The sequence below is a fragment of the Gemmata sp. genome, from assembly GCF_051859125.1.
In the GTDB taxonomy this organism is placed as follows: Bacteria; Planctomycetota; Planctomycetia; order Gemmatales; family Gemmataceae; genus Gemmata.
In genome coordinates, this window is record NZ_JBHYGG010000296.1 from 1 (window position 1) to 22702 (window position 22702).

Here is a 22702-nt window from a genome sequence, read left to right on the forward strand (position 1 = left end):
TGCAAGATCCTGAATTCCAAGCCACGCGCCCAACCCGCGATCAAGAGCAACTGACTGGCGGGGGTCGCCCGGAGCTGGGGGCTCGACCCGCCGGGGCCGTCGGTGATGGGAACGGCGATGCGTTGCGCGTCGCGCACGGCGTGGCGGCGATGCCGGTTGCAGGCGGGGTTCGCGAGAGATCGGCCCCCGGTGAGCGAATACCGGAGGCGGGACTCCGCACCCGCAGGGCCACGCGAACCCCCGCGAACCCGGAGGAGGAACGGCCGATGTCGCTCGTGATCCACTGTCCGACGTGCCGGCACCCGCTCAGCATCGACGCGGCCCAGGTCGGCACTGTAGTGACGTGCCCGACGTGCCGGAGCCCCTTGGGGGTGCCGCCGATCGCGGAGGCCGACCCGGAGCCCGCGTTCGTCCCGACGCGGCGGCCGAAGAAGCCCAGGTACACCGTTCACCTCGCGGTGATCGCGGTCGGCTTCGTCGCAACCGCGGCCGCGGGCGTGTGGCTGGCCGTGCGGCCCGCGCCGAAGCCGGCCGATCTCAGCTCGGCCGAGCCGGTCGCACAGGCAAGGCCCGAGCCGGTGCCGCCGGTGCTTCGGCGGGTGGACGCCCCCGTCCCGATCGTGACCCCGCCCAAGAGGACCGAACCGCCGAAGCACCCCGAGCCCGTCCCGCCCGCGCCCGAACCGAAGCCGGCCCCGCCGAAGCCGCTCACGTTCGATGACGCGGTCGCCGAGGTCGAGCGGCTCGCGTTGCTGCGGCGGAAGGAGGGCGAGGCCGAGGTCGAGAAGAACAAGAAGTTGTTCACCGCCAAAGAGGAGGACTTAATCCGGGTGCTGTTGCGAACGGATCCGGCGAAGGTGAGCCCGGACGGCCTGCCGTGCCTCACGACCGATCAGGAGGTGACCCTAAGCAACCTCGGACTCGGCCGGCTGGCGACGGCCCTCCGGTGCCAGTGGGCGGTCTCGGACCCCGGTTTCCGGTCCCAGGCGAAACGGGTCTGGGACCGGTCGCCGAAGATGCGGTCGGTGGACGGCGTCACCCACATGGCCGACCGGTGGGGCTCGCTCGACTCGTTGAGCCGGGGGGGCCTCAGCGTCGCGCTCGGACTCATCGAGAAAGGAAACCCCGACCGCTTCAAAGTCGAGTTGTACCGCAAGGACATCATCGACTTCGCCGGCACCGAATACTACGCCAACCGCCCGTAGGTCACTGGGTCAGCCCCGCCTGCGCCCCGGCCGCCGCCAGGTCCGGCTTCCGCAGGTTGAACTCCAGCGCCTTCAGGAACAGGGCCTTGAAGTCGAACTTCTCCAGCGCCTTCACGACCTGGTCGCTGAACTTCTCCTCGTCGAACTGGACCTTCAAACTCACCTCGGCCCTGAGCTTGTCCGCCTCGGCCTTCTCCTGATCCTTTCTCCTCTGCAGCTCACCCGCGTCGGTGAGCCCCAGTTCCTTGATCAGCGCCTGGAACATCGGATTCGTCGAGCCGTCCCGCTCGGCCCGCTGGCCGACGAGGTCGCGGGTGAGCGTGTTCCCCGCGAGCATCTGGAACTCGTCGGCGTTGACCGCCTCCCGCCCGCCCCCCTTGAACTTGCGGGCCACCTGGAGCAGCCCGGCCTGGGACAGGCTGTCCATCGCCCCGAACTCGGCGGCCCCGCCCCGGGCCTTGGCGATCTGCTCGTCGGTCCGCGCGAGCCGCTGGTCGGCGACCGCGAGCTGGGCCTTCATCAGCGTCGTCTCGGCCTTCGAGATCTCGTACGACTTCTGCGCCAGGGAGAGCTGCTTCTCCTTGCTGATCCGCATCTTTTCCTCGAGGTCGGCGTTGGCCAGGAGCGCCTTCTGCTCGAGCTCCTTCTCCCGGGTCGCGGCGATCGCGAGCGACTGCTGCGACCCGGGGTCCGGGCCGGCCGCACTCGACCCGGTCCACGACGGCGCGATGTACGAGCCGGCGGCCGCGAAGTACGAGGCGGCCGTGCCCAGCACCCCGTCGCCCAGTTTCCGCCGGCCGTTCTCGAGGGTCTCGCGGTACGCGATGTCGCTGCGGCTCTCGCCCGCGCCGCCGCCGCGGGCGGCCTCGAGGCTCGCCTGGGTCCGGGCCTTGGCCGCCTGCCACTCGCGCGCCGCGGCGTCCGCCCCCAGCCGGGCGTCGTCCACGTCCCAACTCGACCCCTCGGACTCGCCAAGAGTGGCGCTGTAACTCCGCCGGGCCGCCTGGACGCCCTCCAGCGCCGCCGACACCCGCGGGTCGATGCCGTCGAGCCCGGCCCGGAGGAACGACCCGGCGACCCCGCCCACGGCACTGGTGAGCAGCGCCTGGCCCGAGCCGATGGTGGGGAACTCGCGGGCGGCCTGCGCCGCGTACCCCGCCGCGTCCACCTCGCGGTTCCACCCGCCGAGCTTCTGCCGGAACTCGTGCCGCGCGGCCGCCTGGGCCATCCGGATGGGGGACTCCACCCGCGCCGCCTGCAGCGCCTGGTACTGCTCGGGCTGGAGCATCCGCTCCCGCGCGTCCATCACGCTGGACACGAACTCCGAGATGGCACCGCCCAGCAGCGGGATCGCCTTCGCGAAGCCGAGCGTCTTCTCGCGGACCGTGGAGAGCGGGTTGTCGAGGTCGAGGATCGCCTTGTGCAGGCCGCCGATGGCCTGGACCCCGGCGGCCGCGCCGGCGACGACCCCGGCCACGGCCCCGAACCCCTTGGAGAGCGTGCCCAGCGCCCCCGCTTCGGCCTTGGGGCCGCCGGCCCCGGGGGTACCGGCCGGGCCGGTGCCGATCGACTTGACCGCCATGCCGGTTCGCTCGGCCTCGCGGGTGAGCTGCTGCATGGCCGCCGTCGCCCGCGTGGCGTCCGTCGTCACGGTCATGCGGAGTTCGAGGTCCTTACGCGCCTGCGATGCCATGTCGGTCCCCTTTCACCCCGCGAACCCGGATCACCCCGACGCGACGCAACGCGGCTCGGCATCAGACGCCTGGAGGGGCGGCCGCCCGCGCGTCGCGGCCCTCGTCCGCCGCGGCGTACCCGAGGATCAAATCGATTAGATACTGTCGGACCACCGGCTTCAGTCGCGCGACCCGGTCCTTGTCGCGAAGCTCCTGACCGTTGATGCTGACGGCGTACTTCGCAACGAGGTCGACCTCGTGCTGGTTCAGGACGTTCGGGTCCGGGTTGGCACCCTTGGCCCGGTACGCGATCCGCTCCAGCCCGAGGGCCGGGCGGTACGTGATCGTCAGGTCCGGGTGCAGCCCCGGCTGGGCCGGGATGGTGCGGGTCTCGGTCTGGTTCTCGCTGATGAACAGGTCGCTGGTCACGTCTCGGCTCCGTGTGCGTGAGTGGTGGTAGGTCGGTCGCTCGTCGTCCGCTGCGGCCTCAGCCGCCCGCGAGCGGCGAGCCGGTGATCCGGTGGAACCGCTCGGCGAGTTCCCGGGCGGCGGCACCGGTCGGTAACAACTGCCGCTCCCGGCGCTCCAGATCCAGCGAGGCCGGGGTGGCGAACATCGCCTCGCGGCCCGCTGCGGCCCTGGCGGCCCGGCCGGTCAACTCTCGCTGTTCGGTGGTCGTGTGTGTCGCTCGCACGTTGCTCTCCTCTCGGGGTGTTGGTCCCTACTTCGCGGCCGCGGTCACGAGCGCCAGCGGCCCCTTGTCGAGGGCCTCCGCGGACCGGGGCGGCAGCACCAGCCGCAATGCGGCCAGCACCACCTCGGCGACTGCGGCGGCCGCCCGGCCCCGCCCGCCGAGCTGGTCGGCACGGAGCGCCCCGGCGATCTGCTGGAGCTTGTGTGTGAAGATCGCGGCCGCGCCCACCAGGTCGTCGGCTCCGCGGCCCGGGCCGGCCTGCGTGCGGCCCGCGGCCTCCAGCGTGTCGGAGAGATCCTCGACCGCCGCGGCCAACTTCGCACGGTCGCGCTCGCCGCAGACCACGGCCAGCACCTTCCCGAGCACAGCACCCTGGGGGCCGCGGGCCAGCCGCGAAGCCTCGCCCCACGCGCCCGCCGCGGTCTCACGGTCCAGGGTCGGCACCGAAGCGAGTGCGGCGGTCGCGTCCTCGACGGCCCGCACCCGGCCCAAGTCTTCCGCAAACCGGGCGAGTTCTTGGGTGATCGCCTCGACGCAGGGGCCGCTCGTGGTAACGGGGCGGTCGCCGTCGAAGCGAACCCCAGGGCCGCACTCCCCGCGGTCGATGGCCCGCGCGAGTTCCCCCGTCAGGCCGCCCACTTCAGCGAACCGGGCCGCGCCGCCACCGTTGGCCGCTCGCCCGATCGCCCGCATCGCGCCGTCCAGCACCGCGGCGATCTGCTCGTCGGTGGCGTCGGTCGGTGGCAGGCCCAGCGTGGCCCGGAAGTCGTCCAGCTTCCGCCGAACGTCAGCCACCATGCCGGACCCGTCGTCGGCCTCGGCGAACCGCCGGCTCCGCGAGGTGCCCCCGGTGTACAGGTCGCCCGGCCCGGTGCCGCGGCGGATGTCCCGCGCCCGGCTCACCACCGGACCGCGGCCGGCCACCGGTGCCCCGGAGTCCATCCGCTGGGCCACGCGGCCCGGGGCGTCGGGGTTGCGGGCCGTGCCCGACCCCAGCCGGGCGGCGGTCTTGAAGGGGAACTCGACGACCTTCCGCACGAGCGGGGTGACGACCAGTTTCGTGTACTTGACGGCCGTCCCGAGTACCTTGCCGACTCCGGGGACGGCCGCGGCCGTCGCGGCCCCAAGGCTCGCAAACAACGCCCCCTTCGCCAGGAACCCGAAGGCCAACATGGTCCCCTCGATGGCGACCGCGGGCAGGAACCCGTACTTGCGGCGCGACTCCTTGAAGTTCACGCCGAGCGCCCGCGTGGCCTCGCGGAACGCGGCCGTGTTGCCCGCGAGCCACCCGTTCTGCTCGAATGCGCGGGCGACGGCCTGGTGCCGCACGGCGGCCCGCTTGCCGAACTTCTCGACGGCGGCCCCGATCCCCAGCCGGCGCTCCAGACCCTTGAGAGACTTGGCCCGTGTCCCGAGGCCGGCAATCGCGTTTGACACGCGTTCGCCGACCTTCGCACCCTTCGCGCCGAGTGCCGCCGGTGCGGCCCGCACACCCCGAGCAACGGCCCGCGCCCCGCGACCCACCGCGGACGAACCGGACTTCGCGTCGGGAGCCGGGGCAAGACCGCCCGCGGGTGCGGGTGCCGGCGCGGGTCGCGGCGTCGGCGTGTTCGCGGGAGTGGGCGGTGCCGGCGGGGTCGGACCCGGCTTCGCCGACTTCGCGCCGCGATCCTTCAGTCGCTGGACGTGCCGCTGGTACGCCGCGTCGGACAGCACCCGGCCGCCGCTCGACTTCCACTTGTCGCCGGCGCGCTGCCACGTTACCCGCTCACGGAGGGCGATGACCTCACCCTCGGCGAACTGCGTCATGCCCCGCGTGATGTCCGCAAATCGTGCGGCCCCCTCGCTCGCGGCGGCCAGTCGGCGAAGGTCGTCGGCGTCGGTCATGCGTCACCCGAACAAGGAGCCTGTGTCGTCCGTCAGTGGGCCGGTCTCGGTTGCCATCGGCGTCTCGATCGCGACCGGCGAGGGCGTCGGTGCCGTCGGCCCGATGGCCGCCGCCGGCGATCCCGTGACCGGGGGTGGTGACGGTGCGTTCCGCTGATCGAGCCTCTCCCGCATCGCATTGATCTCCTGCTGCACCTCATCGAGTTCGGCCACGACGCCGAGGCGCTCATGCCACCTCAACGCCAACTCGGCGATCGTGCGGCAGGCCGCCAGCCTGACGCGGTCGTTCGGCAGCCCCTCCCGGGCGAGTCGGCGTAGTTCGACCGCCGCCTCCCGTGCCCCCTCGATGATCTCCGACGCCGAACTCTCTGCCGCCGTGGTTCGGATCTCGCGTACCGCGGCCCGGAACCCGGGCTTGGCGACCGACCGCGAGATCGTCGCCCGGCTGCAGTCGAGTTCGGCGGCGATGTCCTCGTGCCGCTTGCCCGACGCCACGAGGGCCGCAACCACCAGGTCGCGGGCCGTGAGCTTCGGTTGTGGCGTATCAGTTTGTGTCATCGCGAAGCCACTGGCGGAACCGTTCCCGCAGGTCGAGCAGCGAGACCGCGGCACGCACCTCGGTCATCGGGTCGCCACACGTCAGCCGACGGCTCAAGCGGCGGATCCGACGCCTGAGCAAGTAGCCGGCGCGGCGGCCGGGCAGAGCTTCGGGCTCGCGCTCGCCAGCTCCGCCCGGAACCGGTCCAGCCGGGAGAGCGGCAGCACCTTCAGCGGGCCGGCCGACACGAACATGCGGAGCAGTGCCGGGTTCTTCCGCACGGCCTTGCGGAGTTCGTCGATCTTCGCGGGCAGGCGCAGGGCCAGGTCCGGGAACGACAGCAGCGGCTCGGGTTCTGGGGGTGCCATACATGAACGCCTCGGGTGCCGCACGCCGACCATCGCCCGGCGGATGGCGATGAGACGACTATGCGGCCGGCGGTTGCCCCAGTGGAACGGCCTCAAGTCTGCTTGGACAGTTCCGCTCGGACGCTGGCCGCGAGGTCGGCCGGCAGGAGTTGCAACAGCACCTGGAGCGGCGGCAGTTCCGCGTAAAGCCCCAGGTGCCGCGCGAGCATGTCGAGCGCCCGGAGCTTGTCGCAGAGCTTGATCGAGATGACCTCGCACGTCTCGGTCACTAGCTCGCCCCCGGCGAGCGTCCGGGTGACGGTGCTCGTCCGCCTGACCTTCATCGCCGCGATCGACTGGCGGGTTTCGAGCGGGACGTCGCGCAGCGGCCGGAACTTCCACCCGTCGCAACTCAGGTCGAACACGTCTCCGACGTCGAGGAAGGCGATGTGGCCGATCGCCCGGATGACCTTCGCGGCGGAGGTCCGGGCCTGTTTCCCCAGGACCTTCCGGGCGGCCGCGATTTCGGCCCGGAGGACAACATTGGAAAGCAGGCGGGTCGCGGCGGTCTTCGCCGACTTGTACGAGCACCCGGGGAACGCCCGACGATACGCGGCGGTCCCGTTCAAGTCGATCAGGTACTCGTTCATGAACCGCTGCTGCCGGGCGTTGAGCTTCGACATGGTGTACTCCTTGTTGCAGTGGCCCCACCGGAGCGGGGAAGAGGGTTCGGGTGTTGTGGTGCGATTCTTGGGGTGGTGAGCGGGAGACGTACCGACCCCTTGCGGAGTCGGTGAAGTCGATGTTCCCGGGTACGGAGCCGCGGTGTTCGACCTTCCCCGGTGTTTGGTTCGGGCACCCGGGGAGTTCACCCCCGCCCGCCGAGTATGAGGGCAGCCCCTCGCGCAACCGCCGGCAGGGTGTCGGACGCACACCGGCGATACTCGGTACGGCTCGCCGCTCCCGGCTCGCCGCAGTGCGGATTCAGTGCCGCACGCACCACCGCTGTTGTCGCTGTACCTGCCCGCTGTGGTTGCGGGGTCTCTGGCCTCGGCGGTCGGGCGCGGTCGAACTTCAGCCCGTGTGCCCAACCTGGGGCTATGTGCGGTCACTACGCGCCTCAGCGGGCCGTGCCCCGGAGGATCCGGTTCGCCTCGGCGAGGGCTTCGAACGACAGCATCCGCGGGTTCCCCGCGAGCAACTTGCTGACCAGGGCGTTCCGCCTCCGCCGCCACGTGGCGATCCGCTTCTGCCCGGTCGTGAGCTTCTGGAACTGACTCATCGCGTCGCCTCGTGTGGGGTCAGGCCGCCCTCGTCCGCGGCCGCAGCGGCCCCTCGCCCGCCGCCAGCCACCCGTACTCGTCGGGGCCGATCACGCCGTCCATCGCGTCGCGGAGGATCTCGTTCGCCGCGTGGATCGCGGCCCGCCGCTTGGCCAGCCAGGCCACCAGCCGGGCCGCCGCGACCGGGGCCGCGGTGAACAGCGACACGCCGGGCACCTCGTACCCGTCGGCCCACCACCGCTCGATCCCGCCGAACCACGGCGGCGTCAGCGTGACGTCGGCCAGCCAGAGGGCCGGCTGCGGCCCCAGGTCCGCGGCCTCGTCCCGACGGCGGAGGTCGAGGAGCACGTCGGCCGGGCCGCACCCGCGGTTCCGGTTCCACAGATCGACCGCGGTCGCGTACACGAGCCGGTGCGCGTGGTGGAACAGGTCGTCGGGCGCGAAGCCCAGCCGCGCGACCGCGGGCACCACCTCGTCGGCGTCCTTCAGCACGCCCGCGAGGAGCACACGCTCGGCCCGGGTGCTGTGCGGCGGGAGCCGGGTCACTTCTTGTACGGGCACTTCGGCTCCTTTCCCCGGTCGCAGAACGCCGGGTCGGCCAGCCGCTCGCGGTCCTCGTCGCACGCCACGGTGCGGCGGCAGACCTGGCAGGTTTCCGCCGGCGCGGTCGGCAGCGGGCGGGGCGGCGGCGGGGGCACCCGCGGGCGGCCGGCCGCCGCGAACCGCTCGACGATCTGGGGCTTGAACGCCTTGAGGGCGTCGAGCACTGCCGGGGTCACCTCGTGCTCCGGGCCGCGGACCCGGACCTCGCCCGGGGCGGCCCCGGGAACGACCCGGAGGCCCCGCTGCTCGAGCTGCCGGAGGAGCCGGTCGAGCATGTTCTCGGTAGTCATGCGGGCAGCACCTCCGGGCGTCTCCAGTTGTTCGCCTTCAGCGCGTCGATGATGCGACTCGCGCGGTCGGTGCCGATGCCCGTGTGGTCGATGCCGGCCCGGGCCAGCACCTTCCGCTGCTTGTCGGTGCATCGCGTCGCCCGCATCGAGTCGATGACCGACCCGGCCTGCTTCTGCGAGTAGGCGACGGCGGTGTCGGGGTTGCACCCGAGTGAGGTCAGGAACGCGAGTTGGCCGTCGGTGATGGTGCCCCGCTTCCTCGGGGTCAGGGGCGTCGACGCGAGCGCCCGCCCGTCGCGGTCGTACACGTCGTACGCCACGTCGGCCCGGTTCCCGGCGCGGGCGTCCATCTCCCGCTCCAGGGCGAGCAGGAACCGGGCCCGCTTGAGGCTCTCGCCGACCGCGGTGTCCCCGGTCGCGGCCCGCTCCCGCGCGGCCGCCTCGCGGACCTCCGCGTCGTAGTTCCCCCCGAGCACGTCGTCGACCGTCACCAGGCCGGACGCGCCGGCGTTGACGAAGTCGAGGACCAGGCAGTCGGGCTTGTCGCTCGTCATGATCGCGAGCTGCCGGTCCTGCGCGTCCCCCGGGCCGTCCACCACGCCGGGCAGGGGCCGGAGCCCGCGGCCGACCATCTGTGTGTACCTGCCGGTGGACTTGGTCGGGCGGGCGACCGCCACGCACGAGCAGGTCGGCGCGTCGAACCCCTCCACGAACAGCTGTGCGTTGCACAGGAACTGGATCTGGCCCGTGCGGAACTTCGAGATCAGGTCGGCCCGCTGGTCCGGGGGCGTCTCCCCGTCCACGGCGGCCGCGCTGCCCGGGGCGTACCGGTCGATGACGGCGGCCAACTCGTGCGCGTGTCGCACGGTCGCGCAGAACACGAGCGACGACCGGCCCGCGGCCTCCCGCACGAGCGGGTCGGCGGTCGCCACGAGGGCCTGCTCGTCGAGCATGACGCTCTCGACCGCGGCGTCGGTGTAGTCCTTCTCGCCGAGTTCGTTGGTCCGGGACGGGCCGGTGATCTGCACGTCGGACACGACCACGGACCGCTGCCGCACCGGCACGAGCCACCCGCCGTCGATCGCGTCGGGGATGCCCATCGCGTACCCGACCGCCTCGAACACGAGGCCCAGTGCGGTGCCGTCGGCCCGGTTCGGCGTCGCGGTCAGGCCGACCACCTTGCACGCCGGGTTCTTCCCGGTGAAGTGGTCCACGATCTTGCGGTAACTGCGAGACGTGGCCCGGTGGGCCTCGTCCACGACGATGAGGTCGAACGGGTGCCGGTCGTACTTCGCGAGCCGGCGGTCGGTCACCATCGACTGCACGGAGCCGATGACCGTCATCCCGCCCTGGTAGAAAAGCCCCTGCTCCCCGCTCCGCAAACCCATCTCCACGACGGGCGGGTAACCGAGTTCGCCCGCGAGCCGGGCCGCGGCCTGGTCGACGAGTTCGCGGGTGTGAGCCAGGAACAGGCAGTTCCCGCCGGGCCACTCGTTCATGAGGGCGGCGGCGACGCTGGTTTTGCCAGTGCCAGTCGGGAGCACGACTACGCACGAGGCGTGCGACGCCAGCGCGGTGCGGACGCCGGAGATGGCGTCGGACTGGTACGGGCGGAGGGCGCGGGGCATGTTACCGGCCCCCCTTCAGCACGCGGGACGCCGGGCACCGGCCGCAGCCGAAGCAAGCGCGGCACCCGGGCTTCGGGTCGGAGCCGCCCGCGGCGCAGTTGCACGGCTCGGTGGGCCGCGACTGCCACAGCGCCTTGCGGGCGGCGTCGAGTTGGCCGGTGACGCTCTCGGTGTGGATGTGCCGGCCGAACGGGTCGCCCGCCAACTCACCGACCTCGGCCTTGAGCCGGTCGAGGGCCGCGCACAGCCGGTTCACCTTCGAGACGAAGTCGAGGACCGGGTTGGGCTCCGGCGAACCCTGCGCGACCCCGGGCGGTTCGGCTTGCGGGGGCGTCCCCCCGGCGACCGGCGCGTCGGTCTTCGTCTTGGCCCGCTCGGGCAGGTGCTTCTTCGCCTCGACCTTCGGGTCCTTTGCCCCCGCGACCTTCGCCCGCTTCGCCCTCGGCAGCTTCGCCACCTTCTCGGCGGTGTGGACGTCGATCCGGCCGGCCTTCACCTGCTCGAAGACCTCGGGGGCCTCTTCCTTCACCCTGGCGGCCGAGCGGACCGACCGCTCCGACACCCCGAGGCGACCGGCGGCGTCGGCCTGCGAAACCGGCAACGTTGCCGGTTTTCCGTCCGCGGGCCTGCCGACCCGCATGTTCGCCAGTTCCGCGGCGACGGCGGCCCGCTGCGACGGGGTGAGGTCGCGGCGGCGGATCCGGCTGACGACGAGCGCGACGGCGTCGGCGTCGGAGATGTCGCTCTCCCTGTCGCGGTACCGCGGCTCGACGCCGGCGACGAGACAAGCCAGCTCGCGGTTGCGGCCGTCGAGGATCCGGCCATCGGCGAGGCGGTCGATGTCGTCGCGCTGTCCGACGGCCGCGATGTCGTCGGCCAACTCCTGGAGTTCGTCGTCGCCGAGCCACGGCAACACATCAGCGGCCGGGTGGGCGGTGCTGAGCGCGTACTCGGTACCGCGAAACGTGCGGACACGTTTGCCTGCGGGCGGCGGTGTGTTAGAGTTCACGTTGTTGACCTCGGTGTTCGCTTCGGGCCGACTCTTCGCGTGGTGGCGGGGTCGGCCCAAAACGTTGGAAGCTGGACGAGCCGCCGAGTTGGCATCGTCGCGGTCAACCGGCTGACCCGACCATCCCCTCGGCGAGGAGCCGACGGAGAGCCTCCCGCGGGATAAGGCGGCGACGGTTGACCTGCGAGTAGGGCAGGCGGCCGCTCGTCATCAACCCGTAAAGCACCGATCGGCCGAGCCCGTACTCCGTGGTGGCCCCCTCGATGGTCACCGCCCCCTTCTCGAACAGGTCTGCCTTCCCATCCGGCGACGTGGCTGCGTTGCTCATCTTCTGACCCCCTCTTGCGGATTCTGCTTGCGTCCACCCGCGTACAGCGTTATTGTGCCACCCATTGTCACGTGTGCTGAGAATAGTTCCGTAACAGGAAGGATTCGCGTGTCAGACATCACATCGGGCTTCGACTTCGAGCAGTGGGTGCCGGCGAAAGGGTATCGCTGGTGCTCATGGAAGGAGTTGGGTGTCACCGCTGTGTGGGGCGGTGACGACCGCGACCCAGTCCGCGAGGCAGCAGGGCCAGGATCAGGTGGGTCGGATCGTTGGGTGCTGATCTTGGACGTGAGCACCGAGGATGAGTGGCTGGACCGCGTTGCCGTCTCGTTGGCAGGCCGGCCCGCCCTCTACCGCGAGTTCGCAGAGCTCGACCCGACAGACATCGAAGCACTCGCGAAGTTCGCGAATGCGAATGGCGAGTTGGGACTGTGGCACCGAGCCTACTGCGATCCGCGGGGGGCTGCGAAGAAGCTCTACGGGGCGTCCAAGGACGACAACGACCCATTCACCGGTCAGACGAGCACGAGCGTGACGTGCGAGTCTCGGGACGTGTGGGCCCAGCAGGTGGCCAGCCTGCGAACCGCCTGTGAGGTGTATGACCTGCTAGCCAGCTCAGACCCCAAGCGGGTCAAACGGCACCTTCAGTGGCGTCCGACTCCCTTTGTCGGCGAACGCGCATCGACTCACCTCCCAGCGGAAGGATGGTACTTCGACACTCACCCCGATCTACCGTCGGAAGCAGAGGTGCCCGGGCGAGACGCGCGATTTGTCAATTGCGGGAGTCGCGATTCGCGGTTCGATGACCCCGTCGAGGTCGCCTGGACGTGGCTCCTCGGCACAATCAACGAGCGGCTCGCCAAAGCGGTGAGTCCCGTTCTGGCCCGCCAGGACGGCCGGACGGTGCAGAGGCTTGCTCCGCGGACCCTGCTCGCCGCGCTCTGGTCTCAGTTGCACGGCGCGATCATGGGCGGGAAGACCTACACGCGGTGCGCCTCCTGCAACCGCCTCATTGAGGTTGCAACGAACCTCGCCAAGGGGCGGACCGTGCGGGCCGCGTTCTGCGGGGACGCCTGCCGCGTCACCGCGTACCGGAAGCGGAAGGCACGGGCTGTCGAACTGAGCGAGAAGGGGATGACTCCGAAGCAGATCGCCGACGAAGTCGGATCGGACGCCGACACGGTCAAGGGGTGGATCAAACAGAGCAAGTGGGGGAAGAACTGACATGGCAGGCACGAGAAGGGCGGCCCGCCGGGGCCGCGGCGAGGGGGGCATCTCCTTCCGCGAGGACAAGGAGCTGTGGGTCGCGCGGATCTCGCTCGGGTTCGACGGCGGGGGGAAGCGCATCCGCAAGACGGTGTATGGGGAGACCAAGAACGAGGTCGCCGAGAAGCTCCGCAAACTCCAGGCCGACCACGACGCGGGCCGGCTCGTGGACGCCGAGGAGATCACCGTCAAGGAGTACCTGACGCGGTGGCTCGGCAACACCGCGAAGGAGACGGTGGGCGATGGGACCTGGGAGCGCTACCGGCAACTCGTCCACAAGTACCTGATACCGATCCTCGGCGGTCTGAAGCTCCACAAGGTGCGGCCGCTGCACGTCGAGCAGGCTTACGCGGACATGAAGCAGGGGAACGGGGACCGGAAGCCGGCCGGCGCGGACGCGCGCAAGTCAGCCGGGGTGGTGCTGTCGATCGCGCTCAAGCACGCGGTCCGCAACGGGCTGATCCCCGCGAACCCGGCCGCCGAGGTGAAGAAGGCGAGGCCGGCCCGCCGCGAGATGGCGTTCATGACCCCGGGGCAGGCCAAGCGGTTCCTCGTCGCCGCGGAGCGGAACCAGAACTTTGCCCTGTTCTCGCTGGCGCTCGGGTCGGGTGCCCGGCAGGGGGAGTTGCTCGGCCTGGTGTGGTCGGACTTCGACTTCGACCGCGGCACGATGAGCATCAGCCGGGCGCTGTCGCAGGTGAAGGGCGAGTTCAAGCTGAAGGAGCCGAAGTCACAGGCCGGGCGGCGCACCGTCACCCTCGCCCCGTCCGTGCTGGCCGCGCTCCGCGAACACCGGGCGGCGGCGCTGAAGGGCGGCCGCATCGCCGCGCCGGTCTTCTGCACCCGGACCGGGCAGTACCTCGACAAGAAGAACGTGCTGCGGGCGTTCAAGACGATCGTGAAGAACTCGAACGGGGCCGAGGAGGAGAGGGCAGGGGAGTCGAACAGCGAACCGGACCTGATCCCCGCGCGGCTGAGGTTCCACGATTTGCGGCACACGCACGCCAGCGGGCTGATCGCCGCCGGCGGGTCGATCAAGGCCGTGTCGCGGCGGCTCGGCCACGCGGACGTTTCGATCACCCTTCGCGTCTACGCGCACCTGATGCCGGACGACGATGAGAAGCTCGCAACCCTCGCCGGCACCCTGTTCGGGTGACCGGTGAGCGGGGTCGGACTCGTCGCGGCCGTCCCGCGTCCCGAAGGCCGCCCGCACGTCGGCTCGGAGCACGGTCATGAGGCACATGATGCCGACGGGGAAACTGAAGCAGCACCCCAGAGGCCGGGCGTCGTCGCGATGATCGACCCCGCGAGCGCCCAGCCGAACGAACCGAGCCGGCCCAAGTTGTACCCGCCCCAGATTACGACGACGGACGCCACCCCCGAGACGACCCCGCCCCAGCGGACCCGCTCATCGATCGGCCCGACGAACCAGCCGGTGTACCCGTCCGTGGCGATGAGGGCCGCCACGACCGCGTTCGCCCCACCGGCCAAAATCAACGCGACCGCGGGCCAGTACACCGCTTCGGCCGGCGTGGCCGCTTGTGGGCTGGGCCGGGGCTCTGCGGCAGCAGGCGGAAGGACTTCCGGCGGGGCGTCCAGCGGCTCGCGGCACTCCGGGCAAAAGGCGTCTCGGGCGAGCGGCAGCGCGACCCCGCAGTGGGGGCAGGTGAGCGTTGACATCGCGTCCCCGTCCTGTTGAACACCGGCTGGCACATGCCCTGGCCCCCGGCCGGGAGATTGGGCGTACATTGGGCGTACAGGGCAGCTATTCTGATGCTCGTCCGGGAAATGCAAAAGGCCGCAACCCTTTCGGATTGCGGCCCTTGCGTCGAGTGCGCGTTACTGGACTTGAACCAGTGACCCCCACAATGTCAATGTGGTACTCTAGCCAACTGAGCTAAACGCGCCTTCTGCTGAGATTCCCAGGCGTTCGTTGCGGTTCGGGTCCGGCGTTACTTCCGTCCTTTACACCCGCGACTCCACCGGATTGGCTCGGCGGTGCTGAGGGTGATTCAGACCCCCGGCGGTGACCACGACAACCGTTTCTGAGAAGCGGCCGCCGCGTCCACAGCAGATTCTACACCCGTCCCCACGGGTGGCAAGTCCAACAAACCGAACTCCAATCTCCCTCTCTTCTTCCCAGACGCCGCGGGGGGCCGGGCCAAGAAGATCCGCGGGAGGTGGCACTCCTTCGGTCCGTGGGCGGACCCGGACGGGGCGCTTGTGAAGTCCGTGCCGCAGTGGGTCGCGCTGCACGCGACCAAGAAGCCCCCAAAGGCGCCGATGGGGACACGGTCACGATGCTCTTAGACAACTTCATGAACACCAAGCGGGCGCGACGCGCACTCGGGCGAATGACCGGCCGGAGGTGGTAGGCCGACAAGGAGACGCATGAATTGCTTCTCGCGGCGTTCAGTACGGCCCGGGTCGCGGCCGGAGACGGTCGCAGTCGCCCACGGTGCCCTCGCGGCGGGGCCCGGGCCGAAAGACCAGGCCGACGCGGACCTCGCGTTCTCGACTTCGGTCCATGTCAGACTCAATTCAACAAATCTCATACAATGTGGGGAGCGTTGCCAGGTGGCACACCGCCACAGCGACGCGGGCGAGACCCCAATGCAGATCACCTTGTACCGCCGCTCCTTCGCCGTTGCCGGCTCGCCCGTGTCCCACTCGTTCGTTCCCGACCACGCCGGCCAGCACCACACGTTCACGGCCGGGGGACAGGTCCACGAGGCCAAGCGCCGCGAGGTCGCCGTCACGGTTCCCGACGACGCGACGGTGAACACGCTGAGGCACCTGCTGTGCTGGCGCGCCAAGTCGAAAGCGGTCCGCTCGACGGCGCAGGAAGTGTTCGACTTTGCGGTCGCAGAGGACCAAGGGTTCAGCGTCGCGAAGGGGTGAACTTCGGGGCGAGATTTCGCGCCTCGGGACTCGCTCGTGAGTGCGCTCGACGCGGCCCCGCGTCGAGCGGATGCCTGTGGGCTCGCAGCAACGGGAATGCCCGTACTGCGAGCCGTCCGAGTGCGGGCACCCGCGACCCAATTCACCAACCGATAGCTGCTGGCGATCGGTTCACGTCTGCTATTCCGCCCGCCCGGATCCCGGCACGGCCGCGGGCTCCGCGGCCCCGATAGCTCCTGGCGACGCCGCTCGCTGTTCGGCCACGAGAGGTGGCCCAGGTGTCAGCGGTCACCGCCCTTCGCTTCGACGCACCCCGGCATCGTTTCCCGCGGCCCGCGCGTGCGCCCGGTCCGCGGCGGGCGGGAGCGGCGTCCGGTCGGTGAGCCGGAACCGGTAGCCCTCGGGGAGGACGTGCATCCGCACGTCGCAGATGCCTAGGTGCTGGCCTGCGGTGAGTTCGAGGGCGTTGCTGGCGAGCGCGGTGCCGAGGTCGAGCACGGTCACGGCCCCGGAGCCGACCACCCGGAATTCGGCCCCGTCGGCGATCAGGGCGGTGTCCTCGTCGATCCCGACCCCGAGCAGGTGCGGGTACCGGGCCAGCGCCGCTAGCAGCCGCCCGGTGCGGCCGCGGCGGGTGAAGTGCTGGTCCACCATCACCCCGCGGAGCAGGTCCATCCCCGGCCCGACCTCGACGGCCCCGGCCCGCGGGGCCCCCTCGTTGGCCCCGCCGACGATCATCGTCCCTGACATCATCGCCGCCCCGGCGCTCGTCCCCCCGATCACCACCCCCTCGGCCCGCCGCCGGTGCAGGGCCGCGTCGAGCGGGGTGCCGCCGAGCAGGTTGGTGATCCGGAGCTGGTCCCCGCCGGTGAAGAACACCCCGGTCGCCGCATCCAAGTGGGCCGCGGCCGGCGGGGCCGTCGCGTGGGCCCGGTCCGGGACGTCGAGCTGGTGAACGTCCTTGACCCCGAGCCGGCGGAACGCGGTCAGGTACGCCAGCCCGCTCTCGACCGGTTCCTCGGACGCGACCGTGACCACCACGAGGCGGCCCTTGGCGCCGCCGGCCAACCGCACGAACTCCCACAACACTCGGGCCTCCCCGGTGCGGTCCTCGGCCCCGCCGATCAGCACGAGCGGGCCGAGTTTACGCTGGTTCTTCTGAGCGTCACGCACGCGTCGGTCCTCGGGCCAGGGTCCCGGAGGCACTCAGCACATCGGGTGCCGGCACTCCCGCCTCCGCGGGCCGACCGGTGCGCACCTCCCGAGCCGCGTCGGGAGCAACCGACCCGTACGGGCCGCCGCCCACCACGGGTACCGGTCGGATCGTCGGGGTTTCCCCTCTTCCCCGGCCCGCGGTACCCCGCCGTAACCGTTGGCACCCACCTTGCTGCCCCACACACCAAGCGGCCGGGCGGGTTCCAGCCGGGCCGTTGGTGCCGCCGCGGTGCGCAGCACGTCACGCGAATTTCTCGCGGGACCACTCCGGTCCGGTGGGCCCGGCCCACCGGACCGGTGACTGGGCCGAACCAATACAGCGGGCGCGACAACATGACCCTCTCCGAGATCCGGGCTCTGCCCGGCCCGAACGTTTACAGCCACCGGCCGACCCTCGTCGCCCTGATCGACCTCGGCGACCTCGACGAGCGGGACACCTGCGAGTTCCCGGGGTTCGCCGACCGGCTCCTGGCCGCGCTCCCCGGCCTGGGCGACCACCACTGCGGCCTCGGCTACCCCGGCGGGTTCGTCGAGCGCCTCCGCGAGGGGACGTACTTCGGCCACGTGGTCGAGCACGTCGCCATCGAACTCCAGAACATGGCCGGCAGCGCCGTGACCCACGGCAAGACCCGCAGGACGCGTGCGCCCGGCGTGTACCGGGTCGTCGTCGAGTACCGCAACGAGGGGTGCGCCCGGCACTGCCTCGCGGCCGCCCGCGACCTCGTGGCGGCGGTCCTCGGGGGCGAGGCGTACCCGGTCGCCGACGCCGTCCGCGAGGCGCGGCGGATCGCCGCGCGCACGGACCTGGGGCCGAGCACCCGGGCGATCGCCGACGCGGCGGCGCGGCGGGGCATCCCCGTGGTCCGCCTCGACGACGAGGCGCTGGTCCAGCTCGGGTACGGGGTCCACCGCAAGCTCGTCCAGGCGGCCGAGACGTCGCACACGTCGTCGGTCAGCGTGGACGTCGCGTGCGACAAGGCGCGGACCAAGGCGCTGCTCGCCAAGTTCTTCGTCCCGGTCCCGCGCGGCGCCGTGGTCCGCACCGCCGACGAGGCGGCGGCCCAACTGGCCGCCCTGGCCCCGCCGCTCGCGGTCAAGCCGCTCGACGGCAACCAGGGGCGGGCCGTGTCGCTCGGGCTCCACACGGCGGAGGCGGTCCGCGAGGCGTTCGGCCGCGCGGCCGCGGTCTCGCCGCGGGTGGTGGTCGAGGAGCAGTTCGTCGGCCGGGACTACCGGGTGCTGGTCGTCGGCGGGGCGCTGGTCGCCGCGAGCGAGCGGGTGCCGGCGTCGGTCGTCGGGGACGGCACCCGCACGGTCCGGCAACTCATCGAGCGGGAGAACGCGAGCAACCCGCTGCGCGGCGACGGGCACGAGATGCCGCTCACCCGGATCACCGTGGACGACGGACTCGTCGACCACCTCGCCCGGTCCGGGGGGCGGCAACTGGGCGAAGTTCCTGCGGCGGGCGAGCGGGTGCTGCTCCGCGGCACGGCGAACCTGTCCACCGGCGGGACCGCCCGCGACGTGACCGATGAGGTCCACCCCGACGTGCGGCGGCTGTGCGAGCGGGCGGCCCGGGCGGTCGGGCTGGACGTGTGCGGGATCGACCTGATCGCCCCCGACATCGGCCGGCCGCTCCCGCCGTCCGGGGCCGGGGTCATCGAGGTGAACGCCGCGCCGGGGCTGCGGATGCACCACTACCCAAGCGAGGGGACGCCGCGGGACGCCGGCGGGGCCGTCGTCCAGTCGCTCTTCCCCCGCGGCGACGGCCGCATCCCGGTCATCGCCATCACGGGCACCAACGGCAAGACAACCGTCACCCGCATGGTCGCCGCCGCGGTCGCGGCCGCGGGCAAGACGTCCGGGGTGACGACCACCGACGGCATCTGGGTGGACGGCCACCAGGTCGCCGCGGGGGACATGACCGGGTTCCAGTCGGCCCGGGTGATCCTCGGCGACCCGGTCGTCGAGGTGGCGGTCCTGGAGACGGCCCGCGGCGGCCTGGTCCGCCGCAGCATCGGGTACGACTGGTCGGACGTCGGAGTCATCACCAACGTCTCGGCCGACCACCTCGGGCAGGACGGGATCGAGACGGTGGACGACCTGCTGCACGTCAAGGCCCTGGTCGCCGAGCGGGTCCGCGACGGCGGCACGGTCGTGCTGAACGCGGACGACGAGCGGCTGGCGGCGCTCCCCGGGCGGCGGGGCGTAAACGCGGACCGGAAGCGGGTCGTGTTCTTCACGCTCGACGCCGACAACCCGGTCGTGCGGCAGCACCTCGACGCCGGCGGCACCGCGTTCTGGGCGGCCGGTGGGTGGCTCCACGAGGGCACCGGGCCGGACGCTCAGCGGCTCGTCCGGGCGGCCGACATCCCGGCGACACTCGGCGGCGCCGCCCGCTTCCAGGTCGCCAACGCGCTGGCCGCGGCCGCCGCGGGGCGGGCCATCGGGCTGACGACCGGGCAGGTCGTCCGGGCCCTCACCGGGTTCGCCAGCGACCCGCCCCACAACCGGGGCCGGCTGAACGTGTTCGAGGTCGGCCGCGGGCACGTGCTGGTGGACTACGGGCACAACCCCGCGGCGTTCGCGGCGGTGTCCGACCTGACGCGGCTGTGGCCCGACCGGCGGGTGACGGCGGTGTTCACCGTCCCCGGGGACCGGGGGGACGACCTGATCCGCGAGTCCGGCCGGGTGGTCGCCCGCGGCTTCGACCGGCTCATCATCAAGGAGGACGGCGACCACCGCGGCCGCAGGCCCGGGGAGGTGGCCGAGTTGCTCCGCCGGGCCGCCCATGAGGCGCCCGGCCGGGTCGAGTGCGAGGTCGTGCTGGACGAGTGCGAGGCGGTCCGCACGGCGCTGCGGTCGATGCTCGATGACGAGATCGTGGTGGTGTTCTACGACGACTTCCGCGCCGTCAGTCGGGTGCTGGACGAGTTCGGTGCCGTCCCGGACAGCCGGATGCCCGCCCCGGACCGCACCGCCGTCGTGCGGGGCGACGCGCCCGTCGAAGTGGGCTGAGTCACGCGATTCACGGGTCGACCGCGGGTGCCGCGGCTGGGGCGTACCGGCCGTTCCCGTCTTCGCGAGGTGCGAGTCGGCGGCACCGCAACTAACGGAGGGCTGGCATGGCGGGGACACTGGTAATCATCGGCGGGCACGAGGACCGCGAGGGGGAGAAGGCCATCCTCCGGGAGGTGGCCGGGCGGGCCGGCGGCAAGCGGGTGGTGGTCGTGACCACCGCGTCGGAGGAACCGGACGACCTGATGGAGGTGTACACCAAGGCGTTCGGCGACCTCGGGGTCAAGGACGTCGTTCAGGTTCACCAGAACAACCGCGAGGACGGGCTGAGCGAGGAGGCGGCCGAGCCGCTGAAGCGGGCCGGGGCGGTGTTCTTCACCGGCGGCGACCAGCTCCGGCTGACCAGCCAGCTCGGCGACACGCCCGTCTTCCAGGCCATCCAGAAGGTGTACCAGGACGGCGGGGTGGTGGCCGGCACCTCGGCCGGCGCGTCGGCCCTGTCGGACACGATGCTCGTCAGCGGCGAGAGCGGCTCGTCGCCGCGGGCCGGCGACGCCAACCGCATGGCCCCCGGGTTCGGGCTGGTCGAGGGGCTGGTGATCGACCAGCACTTCGCCGAGCGGGGGCGGACCGGGCGGCTGCTCGCGGCCATCGCCCAGAACCCGAAGTCCCTCGGCCTGGGGATCGACGAGGACACCGCGGTGGTCGTCGAGCGGCAGCGGTTCAAGGTGGTCGGGTCGGGCGGGGTGTACGTCTTCGACGCGTCGAAGGTGACGTACTCCACCGTGGCCGACGCGGCGGAGGAGGAGCCGCTGTCCATCCACGACGCCGTCGTCCACGTCCTGGCCCCCGGCGACACGTTCGACCTGAAGCAGCGGCGGCCGGTCCGGTCGAGCGCGAAGAAGGAGTAGCCCATGCTGGTGCTCATCGAGGGGGGCGAGGTGTTCGCCCCGGAGCCGCTCGGCCGGCAGTCGGTCCTGGTCGGCGGCGGGAACGTTCTGAAGGTCGGCGCGATCGACCGTAAGGCGCTCGAAAAGCTCGGCGCGGACTGCGAGGTGATCGACGCCGCCGGCCGGGTCGTCGTACCGGGGCTCATTGACCCGCACGAGCACCTGCTCGGCGGCAGCGGCGAGGGCGGGTTCAGCGCGCAGACGCCCGAGATCCGGGCCGGCGAGATCGTGCTGGGCGGGATCACCACCGTCGTCGGCACGCTCGGCGTCGACACGACCATGAAGAACATGGCCGGGCTGGTCGGCCGGGCGAAGGCGCTCCGCGAGCAGGGGCTGACCGCGTTCGTGTGGTCCGGCGGGTACGACGTGCCGCCGAGCACGCTCACGAAGTCGGTCCGGGACGACGTTCTGTTCGTCGCCGAGGTCATCGGGGCGGGCGAGATCGCGATCTCCGACGAGCGGTCGATGGACCCGTCGCCGCACGACCTGGCGAAACTCGCGAGCGACGCGTTCATCGGCGGGCACCTGGCGCGGAAGGCCGGGCTGACCCACTTCCACGTTGGCCCCGGCCGGAAGCGGCTGGCGCTCCTCCGGCAGTTGGTCGACGAGTTCGACGTGAAGCCCAAGTGGCTCTACCCGACGCACGTCGAGCGCAGCGAGGAGTTGATGGACGAGGCGATCGACCTGGCCCGCCGCGGGGCGGCGGTGGACGTGGACGTGGTCGAGAAGGACCTGCCCAAGTGGTTCCGGTACTACCGCGAGCGCGGCGGCCCGGCCGACCGGCTCACCGTCTCGACCGACGCCTCGATCTCGACCCCCCGCGACCTGCTCGCCCAGGTGCGGGCGTGCGTGGCCGGTGGAATCGAGCTGGCCGACGTCCTACCGTGCGTGACCACCAACACGGCCGCGGTCCTGAAGCTCGGCGGCAAGGGCCGCGTCGCCGCGGGGGCGGACGCCGACCTGGTGGTACTCGAGTCCGGGTCGCTCGAACTGGTCGAGGTGCTCGCCGGCGGGCGGCGACTGGTCCGCAACGGCGCGGTCGCGGCCGACGACCCGGGGCTGGACGAGAACGCCCGCGAACCCGCGGCCGGGAGCGCACGCAGGTGCTGCTGAAGGTATCGGGCACACGCCTTATCACTCGTGCGCGATTCTCGGCCGGAGCCGCCCGCTCGCCGCGACCCAGAACCAGGCGGCGATGAGCACAGCCTCGAACGCGGCGTCGGCGAGGTAGACGGGCGGGATGACACCCCGGGCCACGTAGATCACGTCAATGGCGATGAGCCCGGCGGCGCTTCCGGCGGCGAGCAGGGCCACCTCCGGCGTCGGGCGGTTCCGCCACGCGGCGAGTAACAAGACGAGAGCGTTCGCGGTGACGAGCACGCCGACCGTGTTGACCAACCAGTGGTCCGACTCCCGCCCGGTGACGAGGTGGTCGGTCTTCGGCCCGGTGACCATCTGAAAGGTCTCGATGCTCACCAGCGGCCATACACCGGTGATCAGGTAGTAAAGTCCCTGTATCGAGCAGAGTTTGGTAAACGCCGCCGCCGCGCGGCCCGCGGTGCCGTGGGGGGCGCTCCTGGCCATGGAAAAACTGCTCATCGCGAGGCCTCGTGCCGTTCGTGACCGACGGAGTGGCTCAGTGCCGTGAAGAAGTGGTGACGCTGCTCGCCGTAAATTCGAGAACCTGTCGACGGGTTGCACCCAATCGCGTGATATGAACCCGTTGTGTAGCCGTTCACTATGTGGGCCAGGTATGTGGCACTTGTACAGGACCGGCCTACACAGTGAACGGCTATAGATACCCCTCCGCAGGATTCGGTATCGGTTGTAACGGCAAGGGGTTGAAGGGATAACTCTCACGTCCTGC

Annotated in this window: 23 protein-coding genes and 1 tRNA gene; 7 read left to right on the forward strand and 17 right to left on the reverse strand. The window is 71.5% G+C overall.

Features of this window, described 5'->3' with window-relative positions; genetic code table 11:
• The first annotated feature begins 266 nt into the window (after positions 1-266).
• Positions 267-1205 carry a hypothetical protein gene (locus tag ACTIGN_RS31350; protein ID WP_439631386.1) on the forward strand — a complete coding sequence of 313 codons (939 nt, stop codon included), beginning with the start codon at positions 267-269 and terminating at the stop codon, positions 1203-1205.
• A gap of 1 nt (position 1206) precedes the next feature.
• Here the strand turns inward: ACTIGN_RS31350 and ACTIGN_RS31355 are convergent, their stop codons facing one another.
• From ACTIGN_RS31355 to ACTIGN_RS31415, 13 genes are all read right to left on the reverse strand, one after another.
• Positions 1207-2898, reverse strand: coding sequence for a hypothetical protein (locus ACTIGN_RS31355; RefSeq protein ID WP_439631388.1), 1692 nt, complete (start codon positions 2896-2898; stop codon positions 1207-1209).
• Between the two features lie 61 nt (positions 2899-2959).
• Positions 2960-3307: a hypothetical protein gene (locus tag ACTIGN_RS31360; RefSeq protein ID WP_439631390.1), complete on the reverse strand. Its 348-nt coding sequence runs from the start codon at positions 3305-3307 to the stop codon at positions 2960-2962.
• A gap of 58 nt (positions 3308-3365) precedes the next feature.
• Entirely contained in the window at positions 3366-3572 is a 207-nt protein-coding gene (locus tag ACTIGN_RS31365) for a hypothetical protein (RefSeq protein WP_439631392.1), read from the reverse strand.
• 27 nt (positions 3573-3599) lie between these two features.
• Positions 3600-5459 (reverse strand): hypothetical protein, encoded by a 1860-nt coding sequence (locus ACTIGN_RS31370; RefSeq protein WP_439631394.1) that lies wholly within the window; start codon positions 5457-5459, stop codon positions 3600-3602.
• Positions 5460-5462: 3 nt separating this feature from the next.
• The gene (locus tag ACTIGN_RS31375) at positions 5463-6017 is read right to left on the reverse strand and encodes a LuxR C-terminal-related transcriptional regulator (RefSeq protein WP_439631396.1); all 555 of its coding nucleotides are present in this window, start codon (positions 6015-6017) and stop codon (positions 5463-5465) included.
• Between the two features lie 93 nt (positions 6018-6110).
• Positions 6111-6365: a hypothetical protein gene (locus ACTIGN_RS31380; RefSeq protein ID WP_439631398.1), complete on the reverse strand. Its 255-nt coding sequence runs from the start codon at positions 6363-6365 to the stop codon at positions 6111-6113.
• 92 nt (positions 6366-6457) lie between these two features.
• Complete coding sequence (locus ACTIGN_RS31385; RefSeq protein WP_439631400.1) at positions 6458-7027, reverse strand: terminase small subunit; 570 nt, start codon at positions 7025-7027, stop codon at positions 6458-6460.
• Positions 7028-7464: 437 nt separating this feature from the next.
• Positions 7465-7626, reverse strand: coding sequence for a hypothetical protein (locus tag ACTIGN_RS31390; protein ID WP_439631402.1), 162 nt, complete (start codon positions 7624-7626; stop codon positions 7465-7467).
• 19 nt (positions 7627-7645) lie between these two features.
• On the reverse strand, positions 7646-8188 hold the full coding sequence (locus ACTIGN_RS31395) for a DnaB-like helicase N-terminal domain-containing protein (protein WP_439631404.1): 543 nt from the start codon (positions 8186-8188) through the stop codon (positions 7646-7648).
• Positions 8170-8520: a hypothetical protein gene (locus ACTIGN_RS31400; protein WP_439631406.1), complete on the reverse strand. Its 351-nt coding sequence runs from the start codon at positions 8518-8520 to the stop codon at positions 8170-8172. Before ACTIGN_RS31400 ends, ACTIGN_RS31395 begins: the two co-directional genes overlap by 19 nt.
• Positions 8517-10148 (reverse strand): DEAD/DEAH box helicase, encoded by a 1632-nt coding sequence (locus ACTIGN_RS31405; protein ID WP_439631408.1) that lies wholly within the window; start codon positions 10146-10148, stop codon positions 8517-8519. Before ACTIGN_RS31405 ends, ACTIGN_RS31400 begins: the two co-directional genes overlap by 4 nt.
• Position 10149: 1 nt before the next feature.
• A complete protein-coding gene (locus tag ACTIGN_RS31410; RefSeq protein WP_439631410.1) occupies positions 10150-11157 on the reverse strand; it encodes a ParB/RepB/Spo0J family partition protein in 1008 nt (335 codons plus the stop codon).
• A gap of 103 nt (positions 11158-11260) precedes the next feature.
• Complete coding sequence (locus ACTIGN_RS31415; RefSeq protein WP_439631412.1) at positions 11261-11485, reverse strand: helix-turn-helix domain-containing protein; 225 nt, start codon at positions 11483-11485, stop codon at positions 11261-11263.
• Positions 11486-11593: 108 nt separating this feature from the next.
• On the opposite strand from ACTIGN_RS31415, the gene ACTIGN_RS31420 reads away from it, so the two are divergent.
• Together ACTIGN_RS31420 and ACTIGN_RS31425 are read left to right on the forward strand one after the other, a co-directional pair.
• Positions 11594-12709 (forward strand): helix-turn-helix domain-containing protein, encoded by a 1116-nt coding sequence (locus ACTIGN_RS31420; protein ID WP_439631414.1) that lies wholly within the window; start codon positions 11594-11596, stop codon positions 12707-12709.
• A gap of 1 nt (position 12710) precedes the next feature.
• Positions 12711-13907 (forward strand): tyrosine-type recombinase/integrase, encoded by a 1197-nt coding sequence (locus ACTIGN_RS31425; RefSeq protein WP_439631415.1) that lies wholly within the window; start codon positions 12711-12713, stop codon positions 13905-13907.
• Positions 13908-13981: 74 nt separating this feature from the next.
• Here ACTIGN_RS31425 and ACTIGN_RS31430 read toward each other — a convergent pair whose 3' ends face one another.
• Both ACTIGN_RS31430 and ACTIGN_RS31435 read right to left on the reverse strand, forming a co-directional pair.
• On the reverse strand, positions 13982-14431 hold the full coding sequence (locus ACTIGN_RS31430) for a hypothetical protein (protein ID WP_439631417.1): 450 nt from the start codon (positions 14429-14431) through the stop codon (positions 13982-13984).
• A gap of 153 nt (positions 14432-14584) precedes the next feature.
• Positions 14585-14658: transfer RNA gene (locus ACTIGN_RS31435), tRNA-Val, on the reverse strand.
• Positions 14659-15364: 706 nt separating this feature from the next.
• Between ACTIGN_RS31435 and ACTIGN_RS31440 the strand changes: the two genes are divergently transcribed.
• Complete coding sequence (locus tag ACTIGN_RS31440; protein WP_439631419.1) at positions 15365-15652, forward strand: hypothetical protein; 288 nt, start codon at positions 15365-15367, stop codon at positions 15650-15652.
• Positions 15653-15940: 288 nt separating this feature from the next.
• Here ACTIGN_RS31440 and ACTIGN_RS31445 read toward each other — a convergent pair whose 3' ends face one another.
• The gene (locus ACTIGN_RS31445; protein WP_439631421.1) at positions 15941-16825 is read right to left on the reverse strand and encodes a cyanophycinase; all 885 of its coding nucleotides are present in this window, start codon (positions 16823-16825) and stop codon (positions 15941-15943) included.
• A 375-nt stretch (positions 16826-17200) separates the two neighbouring features.
• Between ACTIGN_RS31445 and cphA the strand changes: the two genes are divergently transcribed.
• The 3 genes from cphA to ACTIGN_RS31460 all read left to right on the forward strand — a co-directional run bounded on the left by cphA (position 17201) and on the right by ACTIGN_RS31460 (position 21948).
• Positions 17201-19885, forward strand: a complete 2685-nt coding sequence (cphA, locus tag ACTIGN_RS31450; protein ID WP_439631423.1) for a cyanophycin synthetase — start codon at positions 17201-17203, stop codon at positions 19883-19885.
• A 107-nt stretch (positions 19886-19992) separates the two neighbouring features.
• The gene (locus tag ACTIGN_RS31455) at positions 19993-20796 is read left to right on the forward strand and encodes a cyanophycinase (protein WP_439631425.1); all 804 of its coding nucleotides are present in this window, start codon (positions 19993-19995) and stop codon (positions 20794-20796) included.
• Positions 20797-20799: 3 nt separating this feature from the next.
• The gene (locus ACTIGN_RS31460) at positions 20800-21948 is read left to right on the forward strand and encodes an amidohydrolase family protein (protein ID WP_439631427.1); all 1149 of its coding nucleotides are present in this window, start codon (positions 20800-20802) and stop codon (positions 21946-21948) included.
• A 21-nt stretch (positions 21949-21969) separates the two neighbouring features.
• On the opposite strand, the gene ACTIGN_RS31465 is transcribed toward ACTIGN_RS31460, so the two are convergent.
• Positions 21970-22434, reverse strand: a complete 465-nt coding sequence (locus ACTIGN_RS31465; RefSeq protein ID WP_439631429.1) for a hypothetical protein — start codon at positions 22432-22434, stop codon at positions 21970-21972.
• Between the last annotated feature and the right edge of the window lie 268 nt (positions 22435-22702).